This window comes from Streptomyces sp. NPDC002520 (assembly GCF_053595235.1).
Window position 1 is genome coordinate 39,644 of record NZ_JBSFXG010000002.1, and the last position, 19,815, is coordinate 59,458.

General features: G+C 74.8%; 12 protein-coding genes. 1 reads left to right on the forward strand and 11 read right to left on the reverse strand.

Annotated elements, in window-relative coordinates:
* Positions 1 to 253 precede the first annotated feature (253 nt).
* The 4 genes from ACWD5D_RS03295 to ACWD5D_RS03310 form a co-directional block, all read right to left on the reverse strand.
* Positions 254 to 1,216: an ABC transporter ATP-binding protein gene (locus tag ACWD5D_RS03295; protein WP_451371077.1), complete on the reverse strand. Its 963-nt coding sequence runs from the start codon at positions 1,214 to 1,216 to the stop codon at positions 254 to 256.
* A gap of 41 nt (positions 1,217 to 1,257) precedes the next feature.
* The gene (locus ACWD5D_RS03300) at positions 1,258 to 3,990 is read right to left on the reverse strand and encodes an FtsX-like permease family protein (RefSeq protein WP_451371078.1); all 2,733 of its coding nucleotides are present in this window, start codon (positions 3,988 to 3,990) and stop codon (positions 1,258 to 1,260) included.
* A gap of 1 nt (position 3,991) precedes the next feature.
* A complete protein-coding gene (locus ACWD5D_RS03305) occupies positions 3,992 to 7,357 on the reverse strand; it encodes an FtsX-like permease family protein (protein WP_451371079.1) in 3,366 nt (1,121 codons plus the stop codon).
* A gap of 184 nt (positions 7,358 to 7,541) precedes the next feature.
* A complete protein-coding gene (locus tag ACWD5D_RS03310) occupies positions 7,542 to 7,946 on the reverse strand; it encodes a globin (protein ID WP_451371080.1) in 405 nt (134 codons plus the stop codon).
* A 78-nt stretch (positions 7,947 to 8,024) separates the two neighbouring features.
* On the opposite strand from ACWD5D_RS03310, the gene ACWD5D_RS03315 reads away from it, so the two are divergent.
* Positions 8,025 to 9,002, forward strand: a complete 978-nt coding sequence (locus ACWD5D_RS03315) for a methyltransferase domain-containing protein (RefSeq protein ID WP_451371081.1) — start codon at positions 8,025 to 8,027, stop codon at positions 9,000 to 9,002.
* 36 nt (positions 9,003 to 9,038) lie between these two features.
* On the opposite strand, the gene ACWD5D_RS03320 is transcribed toward ACWD5D_RS03315, so the two are convergent.
* From ACWD5D_RS03320 to ACWD5D_RS03350, 7 genes are all read right to left on the reverse strand, one after another.
* On the reverse strand, positions 9,039 to 10,583 hold the full coding sequence (locus ACWD5D_RS03320) for an FHA domain-containing protein (protein ID WP_451371082.1): 1,545 nt from the start codon (positions 10,581 to 10,583) through the stop codon (positions 9,039 to 9,041).
* A 45-nt stretch (positions 10,584 to 10,628) separates the two neighbouring features.
* Positions 10,629 to 12,005, reverse strand: a complete 1,377-nt coding sequence (locus ACWD5D_RS03325) for a VWA domain-containing protein (protein ID WP_451371083.1) — start codon at positions 12,003 to 12,005, stop codon at positions 10,629 to 10,631.
* A gap of 111 nt (positions 12,006 to 12,116) precedes the next feature.
* Positions 12,117 to 13,469 carry a protein phosphatase 2C domain-containing protein gene (locus tag ACWD5D_RS03330; protein ID WP_451371084.1) on the reverse strand — a complete coding sequence of 451 codons (1,353 nt, stop codon included), beginning with the start codon at positions 13,467 to 13,469 and terminating at the stop codon, positions 12,117 to 12,119.
* Between the two features lie 3 nt (positions 13,470 to 13,472).
* Complete coding sequence (locus tag ACWD5D_RS03335) at positions 13,473 to 16,031, reverse strand: tetratricopeptide repeat protein (RefSeq protein ID WP_451371085.1); 2,559 nt, start codon at positions 16,029 to 16,031, stop codon at positions 13,473 to 13,475.
* On the reverse strand, positions 16,028 to 17,338 hold the full coding sequence (locus tag ACWD5D_RS03340; RefSeq protein WP_451371086.1) for a hypothetical protein: 1,311 nt from the start codon (positions 17,336 to 17,338) through the stop codon (positions 16,028 to 16,030). The genes ACWD5D_RS03335 and ACWD5D_RS03340 overlap by 4 nt, the downstream gene beginning before the upstream one ends.
* Positions 17,339 to 17,384: 46 nt before the next feature.
* Positions 17,385 to 18,419, reverse strand: a complete 1,035-nt coding sequence (locus ACWD5D_RS03345) for a glutamate ABC transporter substrate-binding protein (protein WP_451371087.1) — start codon at positions 18,417 to 18,419, stop codon at positions 17,385 to 17,387.
* Positions 18,420 to 18,433: 14 nt separating this feature from the next.
* Complete coding sequence (locus ACWD5D_RS03350; protein WP_451371560.1) at positions 18,434 to 19,807, reverse strand: hypothetical protein; 1,374 nt, start codon at positions 19,805 to 19,807, stop codon at positions 18,434 to 18,436.
* Positions 19,808 to 19,815 lie beyond the last annotated feature (8 nt).

Genomic DNA, 19,815 nt, shown 5'->3' on the forward strand with positions numbered 1-19,815 from the left:
TGCGCCGGCCTCGCCGAGGTGCTGATGCGCCGGCCGGTGCCGGCCTCGCCGATCCGGCCGTATTCGCTCTGATTCACGCCGGTTCACGCCGGTTCGCTCTGATTCGCTCCAGCTCACTCCGACTCACCCTGAGCCGCCCTGAGCCGCCCTGAGCCGCCCTGAGCCGCCCTGAGCCGCCCTGAGCCGCCCTGAGCCGCCCTGAGCCGCCCTGAGCCGCCCCGAGCCGCCCCGAGCCGCCCGATCGCAGGGCGGCTCACTCTGTCCGTTCCCCCTCGCTGTCGTCCGGCCACACCCCGATGTGGTCCGGCTCCAGTTCCAGGGCCACCCGCTCGCGCATGTTCAGGGCCCGGGTGTACTCGGCGGGCAGCTGGAGGCGGCCGGCGCGGTCGAGCATGGCGTACTCGCGGGCGACCACCGTCTCGTGGCCGGTCGCGGCGTCCACCTCGCTGCGGCGCAGCACCTCGGTGGAGGTGCGGCCGTCGCGGATGGCGACCGTACGGCGGACCTCGCCCGCCACCGCCTGGTCATGGGTGACGATGACGATGGTGGTGCCGAGGCTCTCGTTCGCCGTGCGGAACGCCTCGAAGATCTGCGCGGCGGTCTGGGAGTCGAGCTCGCCGGTGGGTTCGTCGGCGAGGAGCACCGCCGGGGCGCCCGCGAGGGCCACCGCGATCGCCACGCGCTGCTGCTGGCCGCCGGACATCTCGTGCGGGCGGTGGTCGCGGCAGTCGGCCACCTGGAGGAGCTCCAGGAGTTCCAGGGCGCGGGCGCCGCGGGCGCGGCGGCCTCGGGCGCCGGCGAGCTGCAGGGGGAGGGCCACGTTCTGGGCCGCGGTGAGGTAGGGGAGCAGATTGCGGGAGGTCTGCTGCCAGACGAAGCCGACGGTGTCGCGGCGGTAGGCCAGGCGGTCTCTCGCGGTCATGGCGAGGAGGTCCTGGCCCGCGACCCGCGCCGCGCCCGCGGTGGGGGTGTCCAATCCGGCGAGGATGTTCATCAGCGTGGACTTGCCGCTGCCGGAGGCGCCGACCAGGGCCATCAACTCGCCCTCTCGCACGAGGAGGTCGAGGCCTTGCAGCGCCTGCACCTCGATGCCGTCCGCGGAGAAGATGCGGACCAGGCGGTCGCAGGTGATGAGGGCGTCGTGGCCGTAGGCGGGGCGGTTGCGGGACTCGGTGACCTGGTTGGCGAGGTCGGTGAGGGTCGGTTCGACTGTCATGGGGCCTCCTGGGTGCCCTGTGCCGGGGCTGAGTGGGCGGCTCATCGGGTATCCCCCGCCCGGAGCTCCCCCACAGCCCCCCGTCTCCCCGTCCACCATGCCTGCACCCCTGCCACGCCCACCGCGGCCGTCACCACGGCCAGCGCCGGGATGGTGAGGGACCAGGGGTCCGGGTGGAGGACCGCCTGGCCGCCCGGGGCCTGGGTGGCGGGGAGGGCGATGGTGGTGAGGTCGACTCCGGGGGACAGGAGGCGGATGGCCGTCCAGCCGGTGAGGGTGCCGCCGACCGCGGCCAGCAGGGCCTGGGGGAGGGACTCGAGGACCAGGAGGCGGCGGCCCTGGGCGCGGGTGAGGCCCATGGTGCGCAGGCGGGCGAGCAGGGCGGCGCGTTCGGGGGCCGCGCGCAGCAGGGCGAGGAGGAGGGCGAGGACGGCCAGGCCGGCGCCCGCGGCCACGGCGGCCGTGTAGACGTGCTCGGCGCCGGTCTGGAGGGGCGAGGCGGCGTACCGGGAGCGCTCTTCGGCCTGGACGAGGACGCCCGTCGAGCCGCCGGCCGCGCGGCGCAGCGCGCCGGCGTCCAGGTGGTCGCCGGTCAGCAGCAGCGTGGTCGGGCGGGCGTCGGACGAGGGGAGCCCGGCGCGGTCCACGACCAGGAAGTCGGAGCTGGTGATGGCGGGCGTGTCGGCCCGCACGGCGGTGATGCGGACGGTGACCGTGTCGCCGTCCGGCAGGTTCACCGGGAAGGGGCGGCGCGTGCCGTACGTCGCGGCGAGGGACGGGGAGGCGAGGGCCGGGAGGGGGCCCTCGGCCCTGACGCCGCCGGTCTGCTTCAACGCCCCTCGAGGGAAGGGGCCCAGACCCGTGTGCGCCGCCAGGTCCCCGTAGCTGCGCGGGTCCACGCCCACCAGGGGAACCTTCCCCTGATCCTCCCCGGCCGTCGCCTGGTACGCGATGGTCACCGCGGCCACCCCGCGCACCCCGGGCAACTGCCGTACGCGTCCCGCCAGGTCCGCCGGCAGGGGATCGCTGGATTCCAGGCGGGCGTCGGCGCCGACGGTGAGCAGGGCCGCCCGGGTCCGGGCCTCGGCCACACCCGTGAGGACCGAGCCGCCGAAGGCCGCCGTGGTCAGCGCGGTCAGCAGAGCGAGGAGCGGCAGCACGCCGGAGGCGGAGGTGCGTCCGGCGCGGGCCAGGGACAGCTGGGCGACGGCGCCGCGCAGCCGTCCGGCCGGGCGGGCCGCCAGACGCAGCAGCAGCGGGTAGAGGCGGAGCAGCAGCAGGGCCGCGACGACGCCGATCAACACCGGGGCCAGAAAGACCAGCTGGTTGCCCGTCGCGCCGCCTCTGCGCAGCACCTCCACCGCTGCGGCGGCCAGCACCAGCAGGGTCAGTTCCACGACCGTGCGGCGCCGGGAGGGCCGTACGGTCGCCACGTCGGCGCGGGGTGCGGTGACCTGGACCGGGCGGTGGGCGAGGACGGCGCGCAGCGGGAGCGCGGCGCAGGCGGTGAGCGTGACGGCCGTCGCGGCGGCGACGGCGTAGCGCGCGCGGCCGCCGGGCAGCAGCAGGAGCGCGGCGGCCAGGCCGAGCGCCCCGGCCGGTACGGCGATCACGGCGGTCTCGGCCAGCAGCCGGCCGGCGAGGCCGGGCAGGGACGCGCCGCGGGCCCGCAGCAGCGCGAGTTCGGTGCGGCGCCGGTCGGCGGCCAGGCCGCCCGCCATGAGCAGGACGACGGCGGCGACCGTGCCGGCGCCGGCGCCGGCCACGGCGACGAGCGGGGAGATGCCGGAGCGCAGCCCGGAGAACGAGTCCAGGACGGTGTCCAGCTCGGTGGAGACGTCGCTGACCTGGGTGGTGGCGGCGCGGGTGCGGTTCAGGCCGGGGCCGCTCTCCAGCGAGGCGACGGCGGAGCGCAGGCCGCCCAGGTCGTAGGCGCGCAGCCCGCTGAGATCGGGGGCGAGGTACCAGTAGCGGACCGGATTCCCGCCGGTGTACATGAGGGCGGGTGCCGCGTCCGGTGGAATCAGGAGGGCTCCGACCCAGTACCTCAGCTGCGGGCCGGGGCCGGGCGTCGGGACGAGGGAGGGGGTGCGCCGCAGTGGTTCGGTCGACCAGTAGGCGCCCCCGGGATCGCGCGGGGTGAGGATGCCGGTGACCCGGACCGCGAGCGGGGGACGGCCGACGCCGGGCACATGGATGACCGAACCGACCTTGATGTGCAGGCTCTTGGCGGTGGCGGCGGTGACGGCGGCCTCGATCCCGGGGGTCCCGGCGCCCAGCGGGCCGACGACGCGTGGCAGACGGCCCGCGCGGACGCTCGCGTGCTCGGCCAGGCCGCTCAGCGACGCCATCGCCACCTTCGCGGGGAGCCCGTCCGGGCGGGGGATCCAGGGGTCGCCCACCGCCTGGTTCCTGGCGGTGGCGACGCCGTACGACGACTGGTCCGGGTCGACGGGCAGCAGACCGCCGGCCGTGCGCAGCGCCTGTTCGTACTTCCGTCCGAGCAGGTCGTCGCGGAGGACCTCGGACACGTCGCCGGAGAAGGTGCCCGGGAGGGGCAGATCGGCGGTCACCCGCACGGTGGTGCGGTCGGGCTGGGCGCCGCGCAGGGCGTGCACCAGCCCCGCGTTCTCGTACCGGTCGACCGCGCGCGGCAGCGCCCCCGCCAGGCAGGCGGTCAGCGCGACCAGCAGCGCGAGCGCCAGCGCGGCACCGGGCGCGGCCCGCAGCCGGGTGCGCACCCAGGGCGCGACCGTACGGGATGTCGAACTCACCTCACTCGCCTCCCTGTTCGCGCAGCGCCCGAGCCGGATCCGCCCGCCGCGCCGCCAGCAGCGCCGTGACGGCCAGCGGTGTCACGGCCACGGCGGCGAGCAGCAACACCACACGTACCGCCGGGAGTTGGACGATCAGGTCCGGAACGGGCCGGGTGGCCTCGCCGGTCAGCACGATCAACGGCAGGACTCCCCGGGCCAGTACGGCGCCCAGGCCCACCCCCACCGCCAGCGCCAGGCCCACCAGCACCGCCTGCTCGGCGGCGATCGACCGGGCCAGCCGGCGGCGCGGCGTCCCCAGCGCGCGCAGCACCGCGAACTCCGCCTCCCGGGCCCGCAGCGATCCGGCGGCGCCCACGGCGAAGCCGACGGCGGCGAGCGCCGCCGCCACCACGGCCGCCGCCGCGAACGCGGCCGTGGGACCCGCGCCGAACGGGTCGTCGCGCAGCTCGGCGGCGATCTCGTCCCGCACCACGACCTGCCCCGGGTCCACGTACGGCAGCGCCCGCACGCTCGCCGCGACATCGGCCACCCGGCCCGGCGCGGTGTCCAGCCACCACTCGGTCGGCTCGGCGCGCAGCCCGTACCGCGCCTGCAGCACCCGGTTCGCGGCGCGCAGGTCCACCAGGACGGCACCGCCGTCGCGGGCGCCGGAGTAGCCCGGGTCGGCGGTGGCGGGCAGCGCCCGGACCGACCGGACGATCCGCACCGGCAGGTTCTGTCCGTCGATCACCACGTCCACGCGCTGCCCGACACGGGCGCCGGTGGAGGCGAGATAGCGGTCGGTGGTGACGGCCGCCACCTCGGACAGCGTGGGCTGCGGCACCTGGAACCGGACCATCAGACCGCCGAACGTCCAGGGGTCGGGGTTCATGACGTAGCCGGTGCCGTAGGTGAAGGTCAGGGGGTGGGTGGCGGTGGTCCGGGGCCGGGTGGGGGCGGTGTCCGGGCCCTGGAGGGCGGTGCCGGTGGCGACGGCGGTCGGGGCCCAGGTCGCCGGGAGCGTGAGCCGCCGTGATGTCCCGTCGGCGGCGAGGGCGGTCAACTCCCGGAAGGTGATGCTGTGTCGCTCACCCCGGTTCGGGGGCTGGGACGCGTCCAGCTGCACTGCGGTGAGGGTGGCCCGCTTCAGGGAGGCGGGGAGGGAGACGGTCAGGGTGTGCGGGCGGCCGTCGGCGACGAGCCGCCCGAACGGCACCTGGTACGGCACCCCGTAGCCGTCCTCCAGGGTGACCGTGACGTCGGGGGTCGTTCCCGGTCCCCGGTCGCTGCGCAGGCTCGCCGTCAGCCGCAGCTCGGCGGTGCCGGCCGGGACCGCGGTCCCGGCCGCCGGTTCCTTCGGCGACAGCCCGGCGAACAGCTTTCGCACCGGTACGGACGCCAGATCCGGGCGAAGCAGCATCGAGTCCGCCGCATGCGTGGTGTCCAGCGCCAGCACGGTCGCCGTACGGTCGCCGGACAGCGGCTGCTCGCCGCGGTGGGCGGGGGCGGCCTCCCGGACGTACGGAAGACGCGCGTACAGGTCGCTGCGGCCGAGGCCACTCGTCCCCGCGGCCGACATGCGCACCGGCACCCCGGCCCGGAAGTCGGCCTGGTCGTCCTGCGAGCGGTCCCAGGATGCGGCCTGCCCGATCGCCAGCATGCCGAGCGCCACGGCGAGCACGAGCAGCAGCACCGGTCCCGCGCCACGCGCGGTACGCCGGCTGAACTGCCAGCCGGCCAGCGCGGCGGGCAGCCCCCGCCCGGCCGCCGCCCACCGCTCCGCGAGGCGCGCCACCGGCGGCAGCAGCCGCAGCGTCAGCACGGTCCCGGCGAGCAGCGCCAGCGCGGGCGCGGCGACCAGCAGCGGGTCGATGCCGAGCGCCCCGGTCCGGTCGGCGGCCACGGCTCCGGTGGTCTGCCGGCCCAACTGCCAGTAGGCCACTCCGGCGACGACGAGCAGCCCGAGGTCGGCACCGGCGCGCGAGGGGGTGGGGAGCAGGTCGCGGCGGGGACGGGACCGTCGTGCCGCTCCGGCGGAACCGGTGCGCCGCACGGCGGACCCGAGCCGCGCGCCGAGGGCCGCCCGGCCGTTGCCCGCCCTGCGTCCCCGTCCCCGTGTCCGGTCCCGCCGTTCGGCCTCGCCCCTCGTCAGCGTCGGCAGCGTCACCGCCAGCGCGCAGCCCAGGGCGACGCCGGCCGCCGCCAGCCACACCGTAAGGCCGCCGCCCACCGGGACCTTCAGGTGGAGGCCGAGCCGGGTCAGCGGGCCGTGCGCGGCCAGCAGGGTGGTGAGCGGTCCGGCGAGCAGGGGCGCGACCAGGGCGGCGGGGACGGCGAGGAGCAGCGACTCGGTGGCGGCGAGGGCCGTGATCCGGGCGCGGGAGGCGCCGCGGGCCCGCAACAGCTGTGTCTCGGCGGCCCGTTCGGCACCGAGGAGCCGTGCCACCAGCAGCAGCGCGTACCCGGCGAGCAGGACGAGCTGGAGCGCGATGATCAGCAGGGTGGAGCGGGAGACGAGCAGCGAGCGCTCGATCCGGTCCAGCACGTCCGGCAGCGAGGTCGTCGACACCGTCGTACCGCGCGGGCCGGAGGTGCGCAGGGCCACGCTGCCGGTGTGTGCCGCCTCGCGCAGCGCGTCGATCCGCCCGGTCGTCACCGCGGCGAAGTCGGCCGACGCCAGCCACGCCGACGGACCGGTGCTGACCCGTCCGCCGGCGAGGACCGCGGGGTCGGTGAGCAGGGGGCCGTACGTCGTGAAGCCGGACACCTGCACGCCGCGCCCGAGGAGGTCGTCCAGCCGCCAGTACGGCGCGGTCACGGTGACCGGGCGGTACAGCCCGGTGATCCGCACCCGGACCGGCCGGCCGCCCAGCCGGTCGGCCAGGGTGAGGCGGGCGCCGGGCTTCAGGCCGAGCGGACGGGCGGCGCTCTCCGGGAGCGCCACCTCGACCTCGCCGGCGGTGCGGCTCGGCAACCGGCCGCCGGTCAGCCGTATCTGGCTGTGGTCCAGCGCCGCGACGTACGTGAGATCCGGGTCGCCCGCGCGCTCGGCGGCCGGCTGGAGGGAGCGGGGCAGGGCGTACGGGCCCGACCGGCGCAGCGTCCGCACGGTCACCGGCAGCCCGGGGAACGTCCTGCGGCCACCCGCGCGTACGGCGCTGTCCGCGGCGCCCTGGCCGCCCGCCGGGACGTCCGCCTTGATGATCAGCGACGTGTCGGCCGCGTTGCGCGGGTCGTTCAGCACATGACGGAGCGCCGCGTCGCCGAGCGCCCCCGAGTAGGCCGTGAGTGTCGCCAGGACAGTGGTGGTCAGCAGCACCGTGAGCAGCGCGGCGCACAGCAGCAGGCGGTGTGCCCGCGCGCGTAGAACGACGAACCCCGTCACCCGGCCCCCGTGCCGTCCGGCCTTCCCGACACCTTCCAGATCTTGGGCGATGCTCGCAGAGGGAACCGGCGACAGGTAAGCCGTGGGACACCGGTCTATACCGGATCGTGACCGGAATGCGGCCGCATGCGACCGGATTCCGGCATTCAGCCCGTCGGCCGTCCGGCCGGTCGTCCGGGCCCCGTCACTCCGGGGTGTTCACCATCGACTGGGCCGCGTACGTCAGGTAGTTCCACAGCGTCCGCTCGTGCTCCTCGGACAGCCCCAGCTCGTCGACGGCCACCCGCATTCGCCGCAGCCACGCGTCGTGCGCGGCCCGGTCCACGGTGAACGGGGCGTGCCGCATCCGCAGCCGGGGATGGCCGCGCTGCTCGCTGTACGTCGTCGGGCCGCCCCAGTACTGCATGAGGAACAGGGTCATCCGCTCCTCGGCGGGGCCCAGGTCCTCCTCCGGGTACATCGGCCGCAGGATCGGGTCCTCGGCGACTCCCTCGTAGAAACGGTGCACCAGCCGGCGGAAGGTCTCCTCCCCGCCGACCTGCTCGTAGAAGGTCTGCTCCTGAAGCGTGCCGCGCCGAATCTCATTCACCCGTCCATGGTCTCAGACGGGGTGACCAGGACCCGAGGCTTAGGTCCAACCTCATGGGTTCACCCCTACTGTGGGCATATGGCTGCCTACGACGCCGAGATCACCGCACTCGCCGCCGCGGCGAGGGCCGCGCTGGTGCGGGAGATCGACGCCGAGGGGATATGGGACGCGGACCCGGTGTGGCGGGAGGCGTTCTCCGAGGTGCCCCGGCATCTGTTCGTGCCGTACTACTACGTGGCGACCGCGGGCGGCTACGAACGCCGCTGGGGCGAGAGTCCCGACCGGGAGGCCCGTGAGCGCTGGGTGCGCGGCGCCTACGCCGACACCCCGCTGGCCACCAGGCTGCGCGACGGCGAACTGCTCTCCTCCAGCAGCCAGCCCTCGCTGATGGCGCGGATGCTGGTCGCCCTGCGGGTGGGCGCCGGCGACCGGGTGCTGGAGGTGGGCGCCGGCACCGGCTACAACGCGGCCCTGCTCGCCCACCGCCTCGGCGACGACGGCCTCGTCACCACGATCGACCTGGAACCGGAGATCACCGAGTCGGCCCGGCAGCACCTGGCCGCCGCCGGGTACCACCCGGTCGTCGTCACCGGGGACGGCGCCCGCGGGGTACCCGAACGTGCCCCCTTCGACCGGATCATCGCCACCTGCGCGCTGCCCACCGTGCCGCGCGCCTGGCTCGCCCAGTGCCGTCCCGGCGCCCGCATCCTGACTCCGCTCGCCACCGGGCTGCTCGTCCTCACCGTCCAGGACGCCGGGCACGCGGAGGGCCGATTCCTGCCCCACCCCGCCTACTTCGTGCCGCTGCGCGGCGGGATCCGGGCGTACCCGCAGCCGGTGTCCCTGGGCGGGCTGCCGATCAGGGCCCGCGAGCGGGAGCCGTTCCGCTTCCTGCTGGGCCTGACCCGGGGCGTCCCCGATCCGCGGGAGGCGTACGCGCTGTGGGAGCGCGAGGGCATGCCCGACCGCGAACGGTACGGCGTCACGGTCAGCGGCGAGCGCGCCTGGGCGTGGCTCGACGGCCCGGACGGGCCGTACGCCTGGCCGCTGCCGTGACGTGCCGGCCGGACCCGGATCCCCGGGCCGGCGCGGTCAGCCCCGGCGGACCGTGATCGTCGTCCAGGCGCCCACGTGCACCCGGTCGCCGTCCTGGAGCGGCACCGGCACGAACGGCTGGATCGGCTCGTCCGAGCCGTTGACCGTGGTGCCGTTGGTCGAGTTCTGGTCGACGACCGCCCAGCCGCCGTCCGGCTGCTGGACCAGGACCGCGTGCTGGTGCGAGACGCCCGGGTCCTCCGGCGGCACCGACAGGTCGATGTCGGGGGTGTCGCCGGTGGAGTGCCGGCGGCGGCCGATGGTGACCTGGTTGCCGCTGAGGGTGCGCTGCTGCTCGGGGGAGTACGCGGGCAGGTTCAGACCCGCGGCCTCGGGGCCCGAGCGGTGCATCATCGCCATGAAGTAGTCGCGGTCGGGACCGATGGTCGCGATCCAGGTGAGCGGGCCCTGCGGAGCCTGCGGGAAGACCGGGGCGGGCGGTGCCTGGGTGGCGCCGGGCGGCGGGTAGCCGTAGCCACCGCCCGGACCGCCCGCGGGACCACCCGGTGCGCCGGGACCGCCGGACGGGTTCGCGGACGACGGCGGGGAGATCACCCAGTCGTCGTCACCGCCGCCGAAGGGCGGACCCCCGGCCGGCGGTCGGCCGGTCTCCTGCGGGAAGCCGGGCGGCGCGGTCGGAGCGGGCTGCTGGAAGGCCTGCGGGACTCCGCCGGGCACGCCACCGGGCCCCGCGGGCGGGGTCGGACCGGGCGGCGGCGGAACCGGACGCGAGGGGTCGCCACCGAAGCCCGAGGGGCCGGCCGTACCGGGGCCACCGGGACCGGCCATACCGCCGGGACCGGACGGCTCGCGACCGAAGGGCGGCGGACCGGCCGGGCCGCCGGGCCCACCCGGACCCTGCCCCGGCCCACCGCCGAAACCGGGCGGACCACCGGGGCCACCGGGACCACCCGGGCCGCCGGGACCCTGACCGGGCCCGGCGCCGAAGGCCGACGGAGGCCCGCCCGCGGGCATGCCGCCGCCGAAGCCCGACGGACCGCCAGGGCCTCCCGGACCACCCGGACCGGCAGGCCCACCGGGGCCACCGGGCCCGCCCGACGTGGGCGGCGGGGGCGGCGGGGCGGACGGGCGCGCGCCGGCGAACGGCGTCGGACCCGACGGCTCGCTGGGGAACGACGGGATCGGCTCGGCGGGACGGTTCACCTGCGAGGGCCGCGAACCCTGGTACTCGTACCCGTCACCGCCGCCGTACGTCGTGCTCGGCGGCTGGAAGAGGGGCTGGGACGTGCGCGGCGCGGCCGGGGTGTACGAGGTGGCCGTGTTGGTCAGGAAGTTCCACCGGCACTCCTCGCAGAAGGGCGCGCCGCCCTCGCGGGGCGTACGGCACTGCGGGCACAGTTCCGGCTCCGGTCCGGGACCCGCGGCCGGCGGCCGCGCGCCCTGCGGGGGCGGGAATCCGTAGCCACCGCCGGCCGGGGGCGGCGGCGGAGGGGGCGGAGGTACGGCACCGGCCATGCGGTGACCGCAGACCTCGCACCAGTCGTCGGAACCCGACTGGTGTCCGTTCGGGCAGGTCGGCATGGCGGGGCTTCCCCTTCTCCGGGTGTCCTTCTGTGTCCTGCTGGGTCACTTCTTCACACGAACAGTCTTGGTGGACCGGGTTTCGAGAGTCATCTCGTCGGCCTCCGCGACCTTCGCCTTCAACCGCACAGTACCTGTCGCCGCGTCGACGACGTCCACCACCTTCGCAAGCAGTTTCGCGGTATCGGCGTTGCCGGAGGCGCTGGCGAGCTGAACAGCACGCCCCAGTTTGGCCGTTGCTCCATCGGAATCACCCGCTTTGCGAAGGTCGAGGCCTTGTTGGATGACCTGTGCCAGTTCGGCCTGCCCGGTGTAGTGGGCGACTTGGGGGTTGATCGACGTCGAGGCCGCCATGTCGTCGGTCCACACGGCCCGTACGAGCCCCTGCGCGCCCGGGTTCAGCACACTGCTTCCCTCACTCTCGGCTGCGTTCGAGCGGGAGGTGCCCCCAGCCTGCGGCACGACCAGCGAGACGCGGGCGGCGAGCATCTCCTGTCCGAGGCCGGCCGCCGGGACCTGAACACACAGGTGGTAGTCGCGGGACTCGTCACCCCAGGACCCGGTGGGATAGTCCCCGGCGCGCGGGCCCGCCTCCGTGCGGCGGCCGGTCAACTCCTCGACCGTGGGCGCCACTTGCTTCACGAACCTGACGGTCGTGCCGACCGGAGTCCACACCCGCAGGGCGACGTCGGCGACCTCCTTGCCCATCGTCGCCTCCATCATCCGCGTGAAGTCGGCGGCCAGGTGGGCCGGGTCGGCGACGATGTCGGCGGTGCCGAGCAGCGCGGAGGCGATGCCTGTGACTTCTTTCACTTCCCAGTCGGTGCCCACCCCGCGCGCGTCACAGGTGAACCGCCCCGCGCATTCGTTCAGCGCGGCCCGCAGGTCCTGTGGCGACTCGTGCTCGTTGCGGCCGTCGGTGAGCAGGATGCCGTGCCGGATGGCCACGTCCGCCGAGGACAGCAGCCGGTCGGCGAGCCGCAGCCAGGTGCCGATCGCCGTACCGCCGCCCGCGCCGATCCGGCGCAGCGCCTGCTTGGCCTGCTCACGCGTGCTCGCATCGGCCACCGCGAGCCCCCCGCCGCCCGGATAGACCTCCTTCGCGACGTGCGTGCCGCCGATCACCGCGAAGTGCACACCGTCGCGCAGGGTGTCGATCGCGGCGGCCGTGGCGTCGCGGGCGTTGCGCATCTTGGTCGGCGGGTAGTCCATCGAGCCCGAGCAGTCGACCATGATCGCCACCGCTGCGGACGGGCCGTGCCCCTGGGTGTACGCGTGCGGGACTCCGCTCCCGACCGTGCCGCCGCCCGTCGAGGTCACCGTGACGATCGCGTTGACCTCGCGGCCGCCCTCCGGCAGGAACTCGTTCTGGTAGACGTCCATCGAGAACTGCGGCACGTTCGACTTCGCCAGATTGGCCATGCTGGTTCACATCCCCCTAGGCACCCCGCTGACGCGAGGCGGTGCGTCGTGGACGGACCGGTCCCCTCCGGTCCGTGCCGGCTTCCCCCGTGTGCCGTGCGCCGTGCGGCCTCAGGCCGATCCTGCCCCCTGGGGCGGCATCGGGAACGGCAGGACGGCCACTGTTACGTTGTCGTGGCCCCCGCCGTCAAGGGCGTGGCCGACCAGGACCCGGGCGCTGTGCAGCGGACGCACGGCCGCGTCCGGCGGCACCGCCTCGGCCATCTCCTCAGCCGTCTCGGCGTAGTTCCACAGGCCGTCGGTGCACACCAGCACCACGCCGGGCCGGTCGGGCTTGAAGGACGCGGTGTGCGGCTCGAGTTCGTAGGCGTCGGCGCCGAGCCAGCCGGTGATCGCGTGGGCGCGCTCGTCGGCGTAGGCCTCCGCCTCGTTCATCAGCCCGGCCGCGACCATCTGCGCGGCCCAGGAGTCGTCCTCGGTCAGCCGGGCCGGGGGCCCGGAGCGGTCGTCCGGCACCCAGTAGGCCCGGCTGTCGCCGACCCAGCCGACCACCAGCAGACCGGCGGTGACGACCGCGCCGACGATGGTGCACGCCGGGGCGTTCTGGTGCGGGGCGTGCTCGCGGTCCGAGGCGGGTTCGTCGGCGAGCGCGTTGACGGCCTGGGCGGCGGCGACGATCGCCTCGTGCATGGCCGTCTGCGGATGCGTGCCGCGCGGCAGGGCGGCCAGCAGGGTGTCACCGGCCGTCTGGGCGGCGGCCATCGAGGCCTCGTCGGGCCGGGTGGCCGAGGACACACCGTCGCAGACGATCGCCATGGCGACCGGCGTGCCGTCGGGCAGCGTGGTGTGGCCGACGGAGAAGGAGTCCTCGTTGCGGTGGTGGCGCAGGCCGCGGTCGCTGACGGCGGCGACCGGGCCCGACTCCCGCTCCATGTGGTCGCGTTCGTGGGGCTGGGCGTGCCCGCAGTTCTCGCAGTAGCCGTCGTCGTCCACCCGGCCCGCGCGGCAGGCCACGCACGCCTGCCCGCCGGCGGCCGGACCTGCCGGACCTGCCGGACCTGCCGGATCCGTCGGGTCGGCCGGATCCGTCGGGTCGGGGGTCGCGCGTGGGTCCGGGGCCTGGAGCGGGTACTCCTCGGGGTCCGGCGGCCGGTCGAAACGCACCCCGGCCGCGGCCGGCTCCGGCCCGGCCAGCGGGGCTCCGGCCGAGTCGGTCCCGGGCAGGTCCGAGGGCAGGTGCGGCGCGTGCGGCACGCTGCCGGAACCGGGTTCGGGGGCGGGCCAGTCCACGTCGTCCCCGGGCGCGGGGGAGCCGGACAAGGTGAGGGTCGGGTGGTCCTGCGGCGGCGCGGGTACGACGGAGAGGTCGTATCCGCACGCGCCACAGAAGAGGTCACCCGACTCGAGCGGCTCCGCGCAGCTCGGGCACTTCGACAGTGCGGCCTGCTGGGGCATCTGCGACATCAACTACACCCACGTCCGGGGGCGGTAACGGTTGGCCCGTTCCACCAGTTCGATCCTTTCCTCGCCACCGGGCGCCAGCCGTGCCAGCGTGCGGTAGGAGCGCTCCAGGCCGAAGCGGAGACCCCGCTCGTCCAGACCGCTGCCGAGCAACACCCGGCCGCCGGTGGCGGGCTGAGCGGAGCCCTGGCCTCCGGAGAGTATCCAGTCCAGCGCGCAGCCGAGCACTTCGGCGGACAACTGCTCGCGTCGCGCCGGGTCCAGACCGTACGCCTGCAGCGCCTCGACCTGCCTCGCGGCGGCCGTCAGATCCTCCAGGAACGGTACGTCACCCGCCTGCGCGGTCCGCTGTCTCAGCCGTGCCCGCACGGCCGCGACCCGGGCGGCGGTGTAGTGGATGGAGGACTCCGGCACCGACTCCAGGGTACGCACGGCACCCCCGCGGTCCCCGGCCGCGAGCTGCACCCGCGCAAGACCGAACGCGGCGCTCACGAAACTCGGGTCGGTCGCCCACACCAGCCGGTAGTACTCGGCCGCGTTGTCCAGCTGGCCCAGCACCTCCGCGCACAGACCGAGCGCCAGCTTGGGCGCGGCCTCGCCGGGGAACGCGTCGTAGACCGCGTCGAAGGCGAGCGCGGCGTGCTCGAAGTCGCCGGTGACCAGCGCGGCCACGCCCCGGTACCAGACCACCCGCCAGTCGTCGGGCCGCTCCTCGTCCAGCTTGGCCAGGGACATCAGGGCCGCCTGGTGGTCGCCGCTCTCCAGCCGGGCGCGGATCTGCCGCAGCCGGGTCTCGACGGTCTGTGTGGGCGCCGCCTCCAGCGCGCCGATCAGCTCGGCCGGCCCGGAGGCCATCAGGCCCGCGAGGAAACCGGCGTTGGGATCGCCCGGGTCGACCAGCGGGACGGGCAGGGCGAGGGCCGCGGCCGCGGTGTCGACGGGCCGGACGAGGGCCGCCGGGGCCGGGCCCCGGGCGAGGGCCGGGGCCTGCCCGGGAACGGAGGCCCGCTTGCCGCCGCTGACCTGCCGTGCCCCCAGCCGGGACACGTCCCCGTCCAGCCGCGGGAACAACTCCGTGTCCGTGACCCTCACCTGCGGCCCGAACAGCGTCGACAGCGCGGGCCGCGGCTGCCCGGTCTGCAGCGAGACGACCTCGCGGAGCACACCGGTCAGCTGCTCGGCCATCTCCTGCGCGGAGGCGAAGCGACGGACCGGGTCGGGGTCGGTGGCGCGGACCAGGAGCCGGTAGAAGGACTCGTAGCGGCGGAAGACCTCGATGGTGTCCGGGTCGGGCAGGGAGTCCACGAAGACGTTCGTGTAGCCCTGGAAGTCGAAGGTGAGCACCGCGAGGGTACGGCCCACCGTGTACAGGTCGCTCGCCGCCGAGGGGCCGACCTCGGCGACCTCGGGCGCCTGGTAGCCGACCGTGCCGTAGATCGCGGACTCGTCGTCGTCCACGCGGCGCACGGCGCCCATGTCGATCAGCTTGAGCTGGTCCTCGGTCTGGATGGCGTTGTCGACCTTGAAGTCGCAGTACAGCAGGCTGCGGCCGTGCAGATGGCCGAGCGCCTCCAGGGCCTCGATACCGTACGCGCAGGCCTGCTCCACCGGCAGCGGGTCGCGGCGGCCGTCCGGGGTGCGGCGGGCGTTGGCGATCTCCTTGAGCGACTTGCCGCCGACGTACTCCATGACGATGTACCCGTCGAGGGAGCCGGTGCGCTGGTCGAGGTGCTCGACGAAGTTGTAGATCCGCACGATGTTGGCGTGCTCGATCTCCGCGAGGAACCGCCGCTCGGAGATCGCGGCCTCCATCGCGTCCTGGTCGCCGGTGTCCAGCAGACCCTTGAGCACCACCCACCGGTCGGACACGGCCCGGTCCACGGCGAGGTAGACCCAGCCGAGGCCGCCGTGCGCGAGACAGCCCGCGACCTCGTACTGGCCGTGCACGATGTCCCCGGACTTCAGCTTCGGCACGAACGAGTACGGGTGCCCGCACTTGGTGCAGAAGCCCTCCGTGCGGCCCGGCCGCTCGCCACGGGAACGGCCCACCGGAGCCCCGCAGTCCGAGCGCGAGCAGAACCGCTTGCGCTCGGGCACCTCCGGGTTCTCCAGCACCATCGCGCGCGGGTCGGGGCGCGGCACCTGCGGCACCGCCACCAGCCCGGCACCCAGCCGCCCCCGGGCCGACGCGCCGGAGGACGAGCCCGAGCTGCGCACCGACACCGAACGGCCGGTGGACGCGCCCGACAGGGAGCGCGAGAGCCGTCCCGACACCGAGCGCCGGGACTTGGAAGACTGGGCAGACTGGGCGGACTGGGAGGACGTCCGCGAGCTGCGGGAGCTGGAGCGCGAACTGCCGCTGCCCGCCGACCCCCTGCCGCCCCCGGTGATCCCCGTGGGCAGCGAGCCGACCAGCCCGTTCCCGGCCTGCCGGACCGACGCGGCACCGGACGTGGCGACGACCGGGGCGAGACCGCAGGTGTCGCAGTACAGCTCACCGCCGCCGACGTCCTCGTACCTCCCCTCGCAGCCCGGTCGCTGACAGGCCTGCTGTGCCTGGCTCACGCGTGCTCCCCCTTGCGGTCCTCGGGCCCGGACCGGCCGGGAGCCCCGGGCGCGGCGAGCAGATCGGCGGCCGCCCGCTGGTAGCGCAGGACGGCTTGTTCGGCGACGCGCAGGTCGCAGGGCGCGCTCCACAGCATGCGCCGGGCGGCGTCGTACCGCTCGACCAGCAGCGAGTCCTCGGCGAGCCCGTGCCGGGCGACCTTCGCCTTGTAGGCGTCCAGCCGGCCCCGCAGCTCGGCGCGGACCGCGAGCGGCGCGGTGACCGCGGTCAACGACTCGCGGGCGCGCAGCAGTTCCTCCTCCGCCTTCTGCTCCAGGGAGTCCAGGAGCGGCGAGAGCCGGTGCCACTGCGCCTGGCGCCGGTACTCGGCCGCCGTCGCCAGCTGCTCCTGCAGCGCGGTCGGCGGACCGCTGACCACCGGCACCTCGGTCGCCGCGATCTTCGCCAGCACCTCGCCGCGCGCGGTGCGCGCCTCGGCGAGGGTGCGGTCCGCGCGGGACAGCACGTCCCGCAGCCGGATCAGCCGCGCCTCCGCGTCCTGGCGAACCGTCAGCACCGCGTCGATCTCGCGCCGTACGTCCTCCAGGGCGCGGGCCTCACGGTCGTACACCGTCGTGTCCGGCCGGCCGCCGCCGGGCGCCGAACTGCCCTCGGTGGGCACCCAGAAGGCGAGCGGGTCGCAGACGACGTCCTCGCGCAGCGTGGTGAGGGTGCGCGTGATGCGCTCCAGGTCGTCGCCGGAGGGGTGTTCCCCGGGGCGGACGCCGACGGAGTGGGCGAGGCTCCGGGTGCGCTGGAGTTCCGCGGCGAGTAAATCGATCCGGGCGGGCAGCGCCGACCAGACGGCGTCGGCGGTGACGACCATGTCCAGCGAGGTCGCGTACAGGTCGTTCATCCGGTCGACCAGGCCGGACAGCGAGAAGCTCTCGCTGAGCCTCCCGGTGCCCGAGGGCGCGGCCGCGCCGCCGGCCACCGTGACGGACTCGCCGCGCAGCAGCCCGGTCAGCTCCACCAGGTCCTCGCGGCTGGACCAGCGGCGCCGGACACGGATCTCCCGGGCCGAGCGCAGCGTGGCCGTGTAGGCGTCGAAGTACGTCCACAGCAGGGTGATCGACGTCTCCGCGGCCGCCCAGCGCTCCTTGGTGACGCCGGTCAGCCGGGCGCCCTCCAGGAGCCTGCGGCCCGCGTGGTCCTGCAGGGCCAGCAGCGAGGTCTCGATCGCCTCGTGCTCCTGGCCGAGCCGCGCCAGCGCACGGTCCACCTCGTCCCGGTCCATCACCGGCCCGGCGGGGTCCGTGACGCCCATCGATCACCTCTCGCTGCTGTGTGGTTGGACTGGGTCGGGGACGGGGTCAGCCGGTGCGCAGGTACTGCGGCGCGGGCGGCTTGGACGGCCCCGCGTCCTTCCCCAGTGTGGCCGACAACCATCTGTCGTACGACGCCTGCCAGCCGCTCCCGCGGTAGTCGACCAGGATGCGATTGACCCGGCGTACCAGATCGGAGGCGTCCTTCTTCATCGCCACGCCGTAGTACTCGGTCGTGAACGCCTCGCCCTTGAGTTCGAGAGTCGGGTCCTGCGCGGCCTGGCTCGCGGCGAGCGCGCCGTCGGTGACCACCGCGTCGACCTCGCCGAGCTGGAGCCTGACCAGGCAGTCGAGCTGGTTGGGGACGGTGGTGGAGATGTCGGTGGTGGCGGGCAGCGTGCCCTTGTCCCGGTCCGCCTTCAGCTTGCCGTAGGCGGTGGAACCGGTCGCCGTGCAGATCCTCTTGTGCGCCAGCGTCTCGTCGTAGCCGGTGACGGACGACGACTTGGGCGCGAGGACCTGCTGGCCGGTCTTGAAGTAGGGCGCGGAGAACGCGACTTCGCCGAGCCGGCTGCAGGTGATGGTCATGGTGCGGACGACCATGTCGACCCGGCCGTCCTGGATGGCGGGGATGCGCTGGCTGGTCGGTATCGCCTTGAACTGCACCGCGTCCGGGTCGCCGAGGATGTCCTGGGCGATCTTGTGGACGAGGTCGATGTCGAAGCCCTCCAGCTCCGCGCCGGCGTTGTTCGGGTTGCGGTAGCCCCAGTGGTAGCTGTTCTGGTCGACGCCGACGACGAGCTTGCGCTTGACGCCCGTACGGGACTTGATGGCGTCGATCGTCGGGCCGTCCGCGCCGGACGGGGAGAGCGTCTGCTTCTGCGCCTCGGAGTCCTCGCAGGTGTCGGCGCGCGCCTGGCTGCCGTTGGCCAGACCGGAACCCGCCGTCGCGCCCTCCGACCGGTGGGCCTCCTGGGTGCGCGGAAGCAGCAGGACGAACGCCAGCGCCAGCGCGCACAGCACCGCCATCGCGCCGACTCCGCCCCAGCCCCGCAGACAGGCCCGTGCACGTGCCCCGTACATCGCTTTGCCCCCTGTCACCGGTACTCCGAAAGCCTGCGGCCGATGCCGGCCACCGCGCCCGCCGCGCCGAACACGGCGAGCACCGCGGCGCCGACGGGCAGGCCCGTCATGGCGTCCCGTCCGTCGGTCGCGGCCTGCTGGAACTGGGCCTGCTCGTGGTCTATCGCGTGGCGCAGGCTGCTGTCGACGCCGTCGAAGCACTGGCCGGTCGCGCCCTTGGCGCCGATCACCTTGTCCAGCGCCTGCTGGTAGTTGCCGTTCTCGTCCTCGGTGCGGGCCGCGGTGTGCCGCTGTTTCCACACCGCCATGTTGCTCTCGGCGGCCCGGACCGGCTGCGTACCGGCGTCGTCGTCGGCGAACCGGCTGGCGTCGGCGAGGCGTTCGCCGAGCGTGCGCATGTCGTTGTCGAAGTCGTAGTAGTAGGCGTCGTACGTCTTTCCGTCGACCGTGATGGTCTCGGCGCCGCGTGCCACCAGGCTCAGGTTCTCGTTGCCGCGCGCCTTCAGGGAGGCGATCCGGGCGTCGTGCAGGACGTTCAGCGAGCGGACGCCGTGGTCGTAGGAGCCGTCCAGGCCGGAGCGGGCGACCATGTGCCCGACGACCAGCCACAGCAGCACGACCGTGGTGGCGGCGGTGGCGGCGACCAGACCGTGGTTGAGGACGCGGTTGGTGCGGCGGTAGTTGCGGCTCTGTGCCCAGGCGAGGGCGGCCAGCGCGAGGACGCCGAGCGCGATCGCCGCCCACGGGTACGGCGTCGCGTCCCCGTAGTCGGCGTCCAGGCGCTGGTTCTCCTTCGTGTAGAGGTCCTCCGCCGCCGGGAGCATCTCCCGCTGCATCTTCTCGTTCGCGTACCGCAGATACGCGCCGCCGACCGGGTAGCCCTGCCGGTTGTAGGTGCGGGCGCGCTCGATCAGGCCCTTGTAGTCGGGCAGCAGCTTGTTCAGCTTGGTGATGGTCCGCTCGGAGGGTGAGCCCGGATCCGCGTTGGCGGCGGCCCTGACGAGCCCCGCGGCGGCCGTACGGATGTCCTTCTCGTACCGGTCGCGCGAGGCGGCGTTCTCCTGGCCGCCCGCCAGGAACCCGCTGGAGGCGGCCGTGTTGGCGTCCGCCAGCGAACGGTAGATGTCGGCTGCGCCGGAGCTGAGCGGCTGGCTGCTGTGCAGCACGTCGTCGGCGGCGGCCGCGCGCTCGCTGCTCTGCCACGCGGTGACCGCCCCGAACGCGACGACCAGCAGCGCGAGCAGCGCACCGATGATCCGCAGCCGCCCCGGCTCGGTGGTCGCGGCGGTCCGCACCCGTTCGACACCCTCGGCGAAGGCGGTACGACGGGCGGGCGGCGCGGGGACCTGCGGGCCGCGCTGGGCCGGCACCGCCGGCGCGGCCGGCATCACGGAAC